A 12,586-nucleotide genomic window follows, 5' to 3' on the forward strand; every position below is an offset into this window, starting at 1 on the left:
GTAAAAAAAAGGATTGAATTTTTCGTTTTATATAGTTCTTTTGAACTATTAATATAATAGTTTATGGTAAACAAAAAAGCCTGCACTCTTTTAAGTGACAGACTTTCCTATTCTTTGGATATTTCTGATAAATCCTTAAATAATATGTGTTCCCTTATTTACAGTACGAATCGCAAGCTCATAGGTAGCAGGATTAAATTCTATCGTTCTTCCGCTGTTGCCGCCTACGTCCTCTCCGTAAATTTTAATATTGAGTGCATTCAGTTCCTTTTTAACTGCCTCTACATTGCGCGGACCGATTCTCATAATATCACTTGTTCCGCTAAACTGGAACATTTGCGCTCCGCCGGCGATTTTCGCCTTTAAGGAAAACTTGCTAGCCCCCAGTTCCCCTAGTCTGTTTACAAGCTCAGGAATCGCAGTATCAGCAAATTTAGCAATATTAACTGGGCCGCTCTTGCTTAGAGAGGAGTCAGGAAGCATTATATGTGCCAAACCTGCAATCGATCTTCTCTCATCATACAAAACAATGCCGACACAGGAGCCAAGCCCGGAAGTACGAATGACATCCGGTGCTTTTACTGTGTTCATATCCGCAATACCGACCTTTATAACAACAGCCTGATCGATCATCATCCAAGCTTCACTCCCAATGATTCAAACAAGGTATGAAAAGAGTCTGGGTCTGGAAGTAAGAAAAAATGACCTTTGACTGTTTCAGAAATTGATTTTTCATCTTCATTGAGGGCAGTGTTGATGACGATAGCATAATCGCTCACTTGCGAAAGTTCAATCAGCCCGTAGCTGACAATTGCGCCGACCATATCAATAGCAAGTGCTGGTACTGATGGATATAAAGATAGATTTGTAAAGTCAGAAAGTGCAGATAAATAAGAGCCTGACAGAATATTGCCTAGCTCCTGCAAAGCAGATAATGCTAATTCTTCATATGGAGGTTCAGCTAATTGGACTGTCTCATCACCGATCATATCTCTGATGAAATTCGTCGCTTGTTCAAGCGGCAACATGAAAAACATGCTGCCAGGAGCATCCCCTTCAATTCTAAGGAACACTCCTGCTGCTATATTATCTGATCCGCCTGCCATATCCATCATTTCATCAAATGAAACGATTTCTACATTCGGAACCTTCATATCAATCTTTTTATTAAGAAGCTTTGACAGAGCGGTGGCAGCATTTCCTGCCCCAATATTCCCTATCTCCCGCAAAATGTCGAGATGAAGCGAATTAATCTTGTCTGTAAAGCTCATTAAACTTCACTTCTAGCATATTTTTTTAGTTCTTCTCGATCGAACACTCTTTCAAGGTTAACAAGGATAAGCAAGCGTTTGTCCACTTTCACGACGCCGCTGATATAATCAACTTCCTTGCCTCCTACAACCTCTGGAGCTGGCTCGTAATCGTCTGAATTAACATCAACCACATCATTGGCAGCATCTACAATCAATCCAACTTCCATGTCCTCAATCGCTATGATGATAATTCTTGTTTGATCTGTATGCTCGATTTCTTCTAAATCAAAACGCCTGCGCAGATCAATGATTGGTGTAACAACTCCACGTAAGTTTATAACTCCTTTTACGAATGGAGCAATATTTGGGATTCTCGTAATATGCATGATTTTTTCAATCGATCTTACATCGTTAACAGGAATCGCATACTCTTTTCCCTTCAATTCGAAAATAATCAGTTTTACTTCTGTTGAAACCGATTCTACCATTTCATTTCTTCCTCTCTATCAATCTATCTTTGCATGAATTCTGACGTTATTTAATCAGGGCGTTGCAGTCAACGATCAAGGCTACTTGCCCATCTCCTAGAATAGTTGCACCTGAAATAGCAAATGCATTTGTCAAATAATTACCTAGTGATTTTAAGACGACTTCTTGCTGTCCAATGAAGGAGTCAACAACAAATCCTGCCAGCTTTTCACCTTTTCTCACAATAACAACAGAATAGAACTCCTCTTCTTCCTTCGTAACAGGAACTTCAAAGATATCCTTCAAGAATAGAAGCGGAACTACTTTGCCGCGGAAATCAATTACTGTTTGATTATGTGCTTGCATCACATCGTTCTTATTGACGATTGCTGTTTCAATAATAGATGATAAAGGAATCGCATATTTTTCCTGCTGAATTTCCACAAGCATCACGGAAATGATGGAAAGTGTCAATGGCAGCTGGATAGAGAATAAGGAGCCTTTTCCTTCTTGTGATTCAATTGTGATTGTTCCGCCTAATGATTCAATCGTGCTTTTTACTACATCAAGGCCAACACCGCGGCCAGAGATATCTGAAATTTTATCTGCTGTAGAGAAGCCAGATGCTAAAATAAGTTCTGCAATCTGTGAATCTGTTAAGCTATTAGCCGTTTCTTGCGTGATAATGCCTTTGCTTAATGCTTTTTGCAGGACTTTTTCTTTATTGATGCCGGCACCGTCATCTTCAAGCTCAATGAATACATGGTTTCCACTGTGATAGGCTCTTAGGACTACTGTACCTTCTTCGTTTTTATTGTTCGCTCTTCGAACTTCCGGTGACTCAACACCATGGTCAAGTGCATTTCGGATAAGGTGAACAAGCGGGTCCCCGATTTCATCGATAACCGTTCTGTCTAATTCTGTATCAGCACCGATGATTTCTAGATTGATTTTTTTGTTCAAATCTCTTGCCAGCTGTCTAACCATACGAGGGAAACGGTTAAATACAGTCTCAACCGGTACCATTCGCATGTTTAAGATAATATTTTGAAGGTCGCCGGTAATGCGGGACATTCTTTCCACTGTCTCATGCAGCTCTTGAACTTGCAGATCTTGCGAAATCTGGTCAAGCCTTCCTCTGTCAATCACAAGCTCCTCAAACAAATTCATCAAAATATCGAGACGCTCGATGTTAACTCTGATTGTTTTGCTTGATTGCTTCGCTACAGCAGCAGGTTTTTCCTCTTCTTTTTTCGGAGCTGCACTTGGTGTTACCGCTGCAACCGCTGTTTCCTGAACTGCTGGAGCAGTTTCTGTAACTTCTTCTGCAACTGTTACTTCAGATGCAGCAAATTCTTTAACTACTACTTTTTCAACTTCAGAAACCTTCATAATTTTCGCTTCAATTTGGCTAGGCTCTTCTTTTGAAACAATTGTAACCATGAAAGAGTTCTCAAACTTTTCTTCTTCCAGCTCTTCAACAGCAGGATTAGATTTAATCACTTCACCTAATGATTCTAATGCTTCAAATATCATGAACACCCTAGCTGCTTTCAACAAGCAGCTTGCACTTAGTGACACTTCAATCTCGTAAGCGTTGAAGCCTTGTTCCTTCGATTGCTGCATAACTGTTATCTCAAATTCGTCATAGCTGTTTTGCGTTAATGCTTTTTCTTCCACAACAGCGGCAGCTGCTTCCTCAGCACCTGTCTCAACAAATGCTTCGCCGTTTTCTATTGCTGCGAGCTTCTTTACAACTTCTTCTACGTTTCTTTTTCCGTCGCCACCGCTCGCGATTGATTCCACCATTGCCTCTAAGTCATCAACAGCAAGGAAGATAACATCGAGAACTTCTGGAGAAACAGAAATTTTCTCGTTTCTAATTGCATCAAGCACGTTTTCCATCTGGTGGGTAAGGCTTGCAAGGTCTTCATATCCCATTGTTGCCGACATCCCTTTTAATGTATGGGCAGAACGGAATATTTCATTTACAATTTGTAGGTTTTCTGGATTTTTTTCTAATTCCAGCAATTGCTCATTACATGTTTGCAAATGCTCCTTGCTTTCTTCAATAAATACTTCTAAATACTGACTCATCTCCATATAGTTTACACCCCTTGGCGTTTATACATATTTCATTATTGTTTGTGCGATATTTTCTACATTTTGAATTTCATTTACATAGTTTGTCGCAATGGCTGCCTTTGGCATTCCAAATACGATGGAAGTTTCCTTTGATTCTGCAATCGACTTAACTTTTCCTTTATTGACAAGCTTGATCAGCCCGTTCGTGCCGTCAGAGCCCATACCAGTCATAATAACAGCTAGCTTATGATAGGTTTCGAGTTCACTTGCCGATTCAAACATGACATCAACACTCGGTCTATGACCATTTACAGGTGCCGATTGGTCTAGATGAACGACAAGGCTATTCCCAGAGGATTTCACTTTTAAGTGATATCCACCAGGTGCAATATACGCGACGCCTTTATGAATAGTCTCTCCATGTTCCGCTTCCTTGACTGTTATCTCTGAAAGAGAATTTAAGCGATTGGCAAGTGACTGGGTAAAACCTGCCGGCATATGCTGAACAATCAAGATTGGCGCATTTATATTTGCAGGAAGTTTTGTAATAACATGCTGCAGTGCTCTTGGCCCGCCTGTTGACGTTCCTAAAACAACAAGTTTATTAGCTGCAGCATTCCAGCTCGGATCTGTCGGTTTAATTGGTTTGACTGGCATTACTTCTTTTGGTTCTATTCTACTATAAGTAGGACGATTGATAATAGAACTTTTTTCCTGCACTTGCGGTGGAAGCAATTTAGAGAGCTTCACTTTGCTTGCTGAAATTACCTTCTCAATTAATTCTTCTTTAACCTTATATAAATCAAGAGATATCGCTCCAGAAGGCTTTGCTATAAAATCGATTGCTCCGATTTGCATCGCCTGAATCGTATTCTCTGCTCCTACCTTTGTCGTGCTCGAAAGCATGATGACAGGGACTGGATTTTCCTTCATGATCTGTTCTAATGCACTGATGCCATCCATAATTGGCATTTCGACATCCATCGTGACCACGTCTGGTTTAAGTTCCTTTATTTTCTTTAATGCATCTTGACCATTTCTGGCAGTGCCTACGACCGACATGCGTGAGTCTTCTGTGAGAAAATCGGAAATAAGCTTACGCATAAACGCCGAATCGTCAACAATCAAGATATTAATTTTTCCCACGGCAACTCCACTACCTTTCAAACAGTAGCCTCTTTAATTTCGCCATAAACGGCCTTTTGTTATCTTGAGGATCTGCAAACTGTTGTTTACAATATCTATCGGCTATTTCTGACAAAGCTTTAGAGGCTTGTGAGTTTTCATTAAAAATAATGAATGGAACTTGTTTCCTTACCGCTCTTGCCACATTCTGATCATCAGGAATCGGCCCAAGATTGATAATATCTCTATCCAAAAATCGGCCCATGACATTTTTAAGCTTTTGGTATGTTTCTTTTCCATCAAGTGTGCTAATTGTTCTGTTTACAACTATATAAAAGGGAATATCATCCTTCTGCAAGTGAATAAATTTCATTGCAGCATACGCATCTGTAATAGATGTAGGCTCAGGTGTCGTTATAACAATAACGTCATCAACAGATAGAATGAACTTAAGGCTGTCTGTGCTTATTCCTGCTCCCATATCAAACAGAATATAATCGTATTGACGCATAAGACTTTCGAATTCCTGAAAAAATCTTTCAAGCTGCCTTTCTTCCATGTCAAGAAAATCAGTTAAGCCTGAACCTCCTGCAATAAAATCAATTCCTCCTGCACCGCTATGGATGATATCAGAAAAGGAGGCGTGATTCTTAAAAAAATCGACAATCGTATATCTTGGCTGTGAACCCATTAAAATGTCCACATTTCCCATTCCAATATCCATGTCTATCAATAAGACAGAATAGCCCTTTCTTTTAAGCGATAAGGAAAAATTTAAGGAAAAATTAGATTTCCCTACTCCGCCCTTTCCGCTGACAACGGCTAATGTCTTTTGCTTCTTATCGCTATGAAACTGTTCGAATCTTTTTCTGAGCATTGCCGCCTGATCTGTCATATTAATCGACCTCAATTATCCTTTTTGCAATTTCGCGGGGATTTGCCGGCATAATATCATCTGGAACGTTTTGTCCTGTAGTCAAATATGCCACACCCTTTTTGTATTTAACCACGAGGTTTATCATGGCTCCATATGTTGATGTTTCATCCATTTTCGTAAAAATAAACTGATCGATATGAATCGAGGAAAATTGCTGATAAATTTCTTCCATATCTGACTGTTTTGCGGTTAGTGACAAAACAAGCAATGTTTCCATGTCTCTATTATAATCGACCACTTCTTTCAAATCTTGAACATATTGTTGGTTGCGGAAATTTCTACCAGCTGTATCCACTAATATGACATCACAGTCTGACAGGCTTTGGGCCGCTTTTTCAAAATCTTCTAAGTTGTAACAAACTTCAATTGGGACATTGAGTATATTGGCATATGTTTTCAGTTGGTCTATTGCAGCGATTCTATATGTATCTGTTGTGATGAACCCGATTTTTTTGTTATGTTTCATCATAAATTCCGCTGCCATTTTGGCTAATGTAGTAGTTTTTCCAACACCAGTAGGACCGATGACATTCACAAATTTTTTCGTAAGCGTTAATCCGCCAAATGTGTATTGATTCATCTCTTCATAAAGGAATTCTTGTGCCCAGCTACGCACCTCTTCATCACTGCTGTTTGCTCCAGCTAAATACCATTTTTCCAACAGCTTTGCTGTCAAACTTGATTGAAGATCACTATCTAGGTCTTGTTTCTTTAAGCGATCGATTACTGACTTTAGCTGTTGCGGCAGCTCCATCTGTAGTGCATTACCGCTTTCTGCCATTCTTTGAATATTTTCATTCATTTGGGCAAGCTGTCTTAAGATGTTATCATCTGCAAGAACAGGAGCCTTCACTTTAGGCTCCTCTATTGGACTACGCTCGACTTTTGAAATCAGCTTCGGTGTTGGCATCGGTTTTTCAACTGGTGCCTTTGCTTCTGCCAATTCAGGGTCTATTGCAGCAAGTACTTCTATATTTCTTTTTTTAAACATTCCTAAAAAACCGCCGGTGTGAATGATTTTCGAATGCAATATCACCGCGTCATTACCTAATTCTGCCCGAATTCGCTTCATCGCTTCAGGCATGCTTGCTGCAACATATTTTTTTATTTTCATTCTACCGTCACCACCCCAACACTTTGAACTTCCACATTTGCTTCTAATTCGTTATAAGACAATATTGGAACCTGCGGGAAATATCTTTCTGTCAGCTGACGCACATACATACGCACAGCAGGTGAACACAAAATAATCGGCACTTGTTCCATAATAGATTGCTGCTCTACTTGTGAGGCAACAGCTTCTAAAATAGCTTGAGATATACTTGGATCCAACGCTAAATAATTTCCGTGCTCTGTCTGCTGAATATTGTCTGCTATCAGCTTCTCTACTTTGCCTGAAAGAGTAATTACCTTCAGTGTATCCACATTGCTTGAATACTGATTAGTAATCTGACGGGCTAAAGCCTGTCTTACATATTCAGCCAGCAATTCAGTATCACTAGAGATTTTCCCGTAATCAGCCAATGTTTCAAAAATAACGGGCAAGTTGCGGATTGAAACATTTTCTTTTAATAGTTTAGCCAAAACTTTTTGAATATCACCAATTGATAATGGATTTGGTGTAACTTCTTCTACAAGGATTGGATAAGATTCCTTCACATGATCAACAAGCTGCTTTGTTTCTTGACGTCCTAACAGCTCATGAGCATTTGCTTTAATAACTTCTGTAATATGCGTGGAAACAACAGATGGCGGATCAACTACCGTATAGCCGAAAATCTCTGCCTGTTCCTTAACCGTTTCGGTTATCCATTTGGCTGGCAGACCGAATGACGGCTCAACTGTATCAATACCATCAATAGAGTCATCATCCATTCCTGGACTCATTGCTAAGTAATGATCAAGCAGCAGCTCTCCCCTTGCCATTTCATTGCCTTTGATTTTCAGACGGTATTCATTCGGCTGGAGCTGAATATTATCCCTAATGCGCACAACAGGAATAACAAGACCAAGCTCAATTGCCAACTGTCTTCTAATCATTACAACCCGGTCAAGAAGGTCGCCCCCTTGATTGGCATCAGCTAACGGAATTAACCCATAGCCGAATTCGAATTCAATCGGATCTACATTCAATAAGCTGACAACACTTTCTGGACTTTTCAGTTCGTTTGTCTGGACTTCCTCTTCGATTTCCAGCATTTCCTCGAGATCCTGTTTCGGTGCTTTTGATAATGCGTATCCTCCAAAAGCGAGCAATCCAGCAATAGGAATTGTGAGTAGGTCATTAATAGGTGTAATCAAGCCAAGGACAAAAATAGTTCCGCCTGCTACATACAGCATTTTCGGATAAGATAGTAGCTGCTTTGTTAAATCAGAACCTAAGTTGCCGTCAGAAGCTGCTCTTGTTACGACAATCCCTGTTGCAGTTGAAATTAATAAGGCTGGTATTTGGCTGACGATCCCATCCCCGATAGACATGAGCGAGAAGTTTTGCGCTGCATCAGCTATTGGCATATCCAGCTGTGTCATCCCGATGACAATCCCAAAAATTAAGTTGATGAAGACGATAATGATACCGGCAATGGCATCACCTTTAACAAATTTGCTCGCACCATCCATCGAACCGTAGAAATCAGCCTCTCTGCTGACTTTTTCCCTGCGTGTTCTTGCTTCTGACTCGGAAATAAGACCGGCGTTTAAATCGGCATCGATTGCCATTTGCTTACCTGGCATCGCATCAAGAGTAAAACGGGCAGCAACTTCTGATACACGCTCCGACCCTTTTGTGATAACAATAAATTGAATAATAACCAAGATGGCAAAGACGACAAGTCCAACAACCAAGTTTCCGCCGACCACGAAGGTTCCAAACGTATGAACAACTCCGCCAGCTTCCCCAGTGGAAAGGATAGATCTTGTTGTCGATACGTTCAGCCCAAGCCGGAACAGTGTCATTAAAAGCAAGAGCGATGGAAAGATGGAAAACTCCAGCGCTTCGTTCATGTTCATCGTCAATAATAAAATTAATAGTGCTAAAGAAATATTCAGCAAAATCAAGATGCTTAGCAACCATGTAGGGAATGGAATAATGAGCATCGCTATGATTAGTATTACGCTGAATACGACGGTTAAATCTCTACCAGACATATATTTTCGCTCCTAACTAACAACCAAACATCTATATTTAAAGGTCTGACTAAGAATGCTGTTTTTTTGTGCGGTAGACATATGCAAGTATTTCCGCAACTGTTTTAAAAAACTCTTCAGGGACTGTTTCCCCAACATCTACTTGGCTGTACAGTGCTCGTGCTAGAGGCCTGTTTTCCACTGTGATAACCTCATGTTCCTTTGCAATCAGCTTAATTTTCTGAGCCAGAAAATCAACACCTTTAGCAACAACATACGGGGCATCGTATTTATCTTCATCGTATTTTAAACAGATTGCATAATGAGTCGGATTTGTAATAACCACATCGGCATTCGGCACATCCTGCATCATTCGGCGCATTGCCATCTCTCTTTGCCTCTGTTTAATCTTTGATTTGATTAGTGGGTCCCCTTCGATGTTTTTATATTCATCCTTGATGTCCTGCTTTGACATCCGGATGTTTTTTTCATAATCATATTTTTGATATAAATAATCAAAAAGAGCTAAAAATAACAATGCTCCAGAACCGTATAACCCCATTTGAACCGTTAATTTTGCCAAGGTAATTAAGGTAGCCCCGATTGACTTTTGGGAAAGGAGAAGAATTTCCTCCAGCTTGTTCCAAAGAATAGCAAATGTAACAATGCCGATAACAGTAATTTTCAAGATAGATTTAAGCAGTTCAACAATGGATCTTATCGAGAACATTCTTTTTAAGCCTGATAACGGGTTTATTTTTTCGAGCTTAAACTTAATCGGTTCTGTCGTGAAAAGCACGCCAACTTGCAAGTAGTTGGCAATCACACCAGCAACTAATGCAGCTGCCATGATTGGGCTTAAAATTACAGCCGTTTGTATTAGTATCTCAATAAAGACACTTTTAATATTATGTTCTGTCAAATCCATGAGCATAAGATCCTGGAAGGAAAAATTCAGAAGGGAAACTATCCCTTTCATCATCGACCCGCCTACAAAGTTAAGGACAGCAAAGACAGCCAGCAGCACGAGAGCAGTATTTATATCTTGGCTTTTGGCAACCTGACCCTTTTTACGGGTATCCTGCCTTTTTTTCGGTGTGGCCTTTTCTGTTTTTTCACCAGAGAAAAACTGCAAATCCAATCTTAACAGCATGCTACTAACCTCCCATCAAATTCATCATATCCCGCATTGTCGTCAATATCGTTGAAAACAGATTGGAAACAGATGCCATGATAGCACCCATTACAATGATCAGCATAATAAGACCAACCACAATTTTCACCGGCACACCTACAACAAAAATATTTAATTGGGGAACAGTCCTTGCGACTATCCCAAGAGCTACGTCGACTAAAAAGATCGCGCCCACAACTGGGATGGACATTTGGAATGCAATGGCAAACATTAATGCGAGTGTTTTTCCGGCATATTGCATGATGTTTTCATCACCGAAGTTGACCCATGCCTGGTCAAGTGGAATGAATTGATAGCTGTAAAATACACCATCCAAAAGCAAATGATGACCATTAATTGCCAATAAAAAAAAGAGAGCAATAATATTTAAATACTGCCCTGTCAGCGGACTTTGTGTACCGGTTTGCGGATCAACAACATTGGCGATGGCAAATCCCATCTGAAAGTCAATTAATCCCCCGGCAACTTGGACAGCTGAAAATAGCATATATGCTAGAAAACCGATAAACAGTCCGACCATCGCTTCTTTAATAATAAGGAGATAATATGCCCCGTCCACTTCTAATGTTGGGGTTTCCATTCCAAAAAACATCATTAATGAAAGAAAAAATGAAAAACCTACTTTATGACTTGTCGGTATCGTCCGATAAGAAAAGAGAGGGAGCATAAGGAAGAAGGATGTCACCCTTACAACAATCAGCAAAAAAGCCGGGAACTTTGCTAAAAAATCCTCCATAGCTTCACCCTATAAACCTTGTCAGGTTTGAAAAGATGTCACTTGTGTAGGATAAAAGATGGCTTAACATCCAAGCTCCAAAAAAGATAATCCCTAAAAGGACAGCAACAATTTTTGGCACGAATGCAAGCGTCTGTTCTTGGATTTGGGTTGTAGCCTGAAATATACTGATTAACAACCCTACGGCAAGGGCTATAATAAGCAATGGCCCACTAACGACTAAAACCGTAAGGACCCCTTTTTCCGCAATTGATATAACCATTTCTTGTGACATGATGCATCACCCTTCTTAAAAGCTTTCTAATAAAGATTCAACTACCAAATACCAGCCGTCTACCATTACAAACAACAATATTTTAAACGGCAGTGAAATCATAACAGGCGGCAGCATCATCATACCCATAGACATTAAGATACTGGCAACGACCATGTCGATAACCAAAAATGGAATGAATATCATAAAGCCAATTTGAAAGGCTGTTTTCAATTCGCTGATTGCATAAGCCGGAACTAATGTTGTCAGTGGTATATCTTGGATAGATTCTGGTGTTTCCGCTTTCGAATAGTTGAGAAATAAAGCTAAATCCTTCTGTCTTGTATGCTTACTCATATATTCCTTAAAGGGGACTGCTGCATTCTCATATGCTTGTTCGAGACTAATCTCCTCATTAAATAATGGTGTTAAGGCTGTTTTGTTTACCTCTTGGAATGTAGGTGCCATTATGAAGAACGTCATAAACAAGGATAAGCCGATGATAACTTGGTTTGGCGGCATTTGTTGTGTCGCAAGCGCCGTTCTGACAAAGGAAAGAACAATGACGATTCTCGTAAAGCTAGTCATCAATATTAGGATGCTTGGAGCTAAAGAAAGGACAGTCAATAGCAATAACAATTGCACAGAAGTGGAAACATTTTCTGGTGCACTGTCATTAAAAAGCTGCATAAACTCATTCATCTTTTTCTGAACCTCTCTTTTTCAATTCATTCATTATTTCTTTGCGGCCGTTCGATACCTCTTGCAACTGCTTCTTTAAATGACTGGCGAAAGATTGTTGCTGCTGTTTCTGGTTAGGATAATTCTTTATGCCATTCATAACCTTTGTCACAATATCGCTTGGCTGTATAAGCTGGTCCATCTTTTGGTTATAGTCTTTGATGAGGCTTTTATATTCCTCTTCATCGTCTATTTCCTTTATAAGCTGGATGCTTTCGCCGACTCCAACCACGAGCAAGCGTTTGCCGACTTTCACAATTTGTATAGATCGATTGGCACCTAATGTCGTACCGCCCAGATTCTCAATAATTTGTGTGCTTTTAAACACATGATTACGTTTGTTAATAAAGCGGAGCACAACATAAAGCAGTGCAATAACAAAAAGAGTGGCAAAAATCATTCTAACAAAATCCCAAAATGTAAGCCCCACATCGCCAGCTTCTGTTACCGCAGTATCATTAGTTTCTGTCGTTGCTTCTGTCCCGCCGTTATCCGTTTGTTCATTACTTTTATTGTTTTCTTCTGTTTGGTTCTGATTTTTTTCAATTGCATCATAGACACTATTATCAAGTTGTTCTGCATAGGCTTGATGATTAAAGCCTAGCAGAACAATTAAGAGTAGTGAACATTTAATAAATAACTGTTTTGTATTCAAGTATGACACCCT

General features: G+C 39.8%; 13 protein-coding genes. All 13 read right to left on the reverse strand.

Translation table 11 applies throughout. The features are described 5' to 3' along the window. Positions 1-135 precede the first annotated feature (135 nt). From M3600_RS00325 to M3600_RS00385, 13 genes are read right to left on the reverse strand one after another with little or no spacing between them, the layout of a single operon-like run. Positions 136-633: a chemotaxis protein CheD gene (locus tag M3600_RS00325; RefSeq protein ID WP_282581430.1), complete on the reverse strand. Its 498-nt coding sequence runs from the start codon at positions 631-633 to the stop codon at positions 136-138. Further along, positions 633-1,271 carry a chemotaxis protein CheC gene (locus tag M3600_RS00330; protein WP_233314378.1) on the reverse strand — a complete coding sequence of 213 codons (639 nt, stop codon included), beginning with the start codon at positions 1,269-1,271 and terminating at the stop codon, positions 633-635. Before M3600_RS00330 ends, M3600_RS00325 begins: the two co-directional genes overlap by 1 nt. Further along, a complete protein-coding gene (locus tag M3600_RS00335; RefSeq protein WP_233314379.1) occupies positions 1,271-1,741 on the reverse strand; it encodes a chemotaxis protein CheW in 471 nt (156 codons plus the stop codon). Before M3600_RS00335 ends, M3600_RS00330 begins: the two co-directional genes overlap by 1 nt. A gap of 46 nt (positions 1,742-1,787) precedes the next feature. After that, a complete protein-coding gene (locus M3600_RS00340; protein ID WP_251644585.1) occupies positions 1,788-3,824 on the reverse strand; it encodes a chemotaxis protein CheA in 2,037 nt (678 codons plus the stop codon). Between the two features lie 21 nt (positions 3,825-3,845). After that, positions 3,846-4,952 carry a protein-glutamate methylesterase/protein-glutamine glutaminase gene (locus M3600_RS00345; protein ID WP_282581429.1) on the reverse strand — a complete coding sequence of 369 codons (1,107 nt, stop codon included), beginning with the start codon at positions 4,950-4,952 and terminating at the stop codon, positions 3,846-3,848. Positions 4,953-4,962: 10 nt separating this feature from the next. After that, positions 4,963-5,826 (reverse strand): MinD/ParA family protein, encoded by an 864-nt coding sequence (locus M3600_RS00350; RefSeq protein ID WP_233314381.1) that lies wholly within the window; start codon positions 5,824-5,826, stop codon positions 4,963-4,965. Position 5,827: 1 nt separating this feature from the next. Continuing rightward, the gene (gene flhF, locus M3600_RS00355) at positions 5,828-6,982 is read right to left on the reverse strand and encodes a flagellar biosynthesis GTPase FlhF (RefSeq protein ID WP_237941189.1); all 1,155 of its coding nucleotides are present in this window, start codon (positions 6,980-6,982) and stop codon (positions 5,828-5,830) included. Next, positions 6,979-9,015, reverse strand: a complete 2,037-nt coding sequence (gene flhA / locus M3600_RS00360; RefSeq protein ID WP_237941188.1) for a flagellar biosynthesis protein FlhA — start codon at positions 9,013-9,015, stop codon at positions 6,979-6,981. The genes flhF and flhA overlap by 4 nt, the downstream gene beginning before the upstream one ends. 49 nt (positions 9,016-9,064) lie before the next feature. Continuing rightward, positions 9,065-10,147: a flagellar biosynthesis protein FlhB gene (flhB, locus tag M3600_RS00365; RefSeq protein ID WP_233314384.1), complete on the reverse strand. Its 1,083-nt coding sequence runs from the start codon at positions 10,145-10,147 to the stop codon at positions 9,065-9,067. Between the two features lie 4 nt (positions 10,148-10,151). Continuing rightward, positions 10,152-10,925 carry a flagellar biosynthetic protein FliR gene (gene fliR, locus M3600_RS00370; protein ID WP_233314385.1) on the reverse strand — a complete coding sequence of 258 codons (774 nt, stop codon included), beginning with the start codon at positions 10,923-10,925 and terminating at the stop codon, positions 10,152-10,154. Positions 10,926-10,929: 4 nt separating this feature from the next. Further along, positions 10,930-11,199: a flagellar biosynthesis protein FliQ gene (fliQ, locus tag M3600_RS00375; RefSeq protein ID WP_233314386.1), complete on the reverse strand. Its 270-nt coding sequence runs from the start codon at positions 11,197-11,199 to the stop codon at positions 10,930-10,932. A 15-nt stretch (positions 11,200-11,214) separates the two neighbouring features. Continuing rightward, positions 11,215-11,880 carry a flagellar type III secretion system pore protein FliP gene (fliP, locus tag M3600_RS00380; protein ID WP_233314387.1) on the reverse strand — a complete coding sequence of 222 codons (666 nt, stop codon included), beginning with the start codon at positions 11,878-11,880 and terminating at the stop codon, positions 11,215-11,217. Continuing rightward, complete coding sequence (locus M3600_RS00385) at positions 11,873-12,574, reverse strand: flagellar biosynthetic protein FliO (protein ID WP_237941187.1); 702 nt, start codon at positions 12,572-12,574, stop codon at positions 11,873-11,875. Before M3600_RS00385 ends, fliP begins: the two co-directional genes overlap by 8 nt. Between the last annotated feature and the right edge of the window lie 12 nt (positions 12,575-12,586).

The organism is Niallia sp. MER 6, from assembly GCF_023714395.1.
Taxonomy (GTDB): Bacteria; Bacillota; Bacilli; order Bacillales; family Cytobacillaceae; genus Niallia.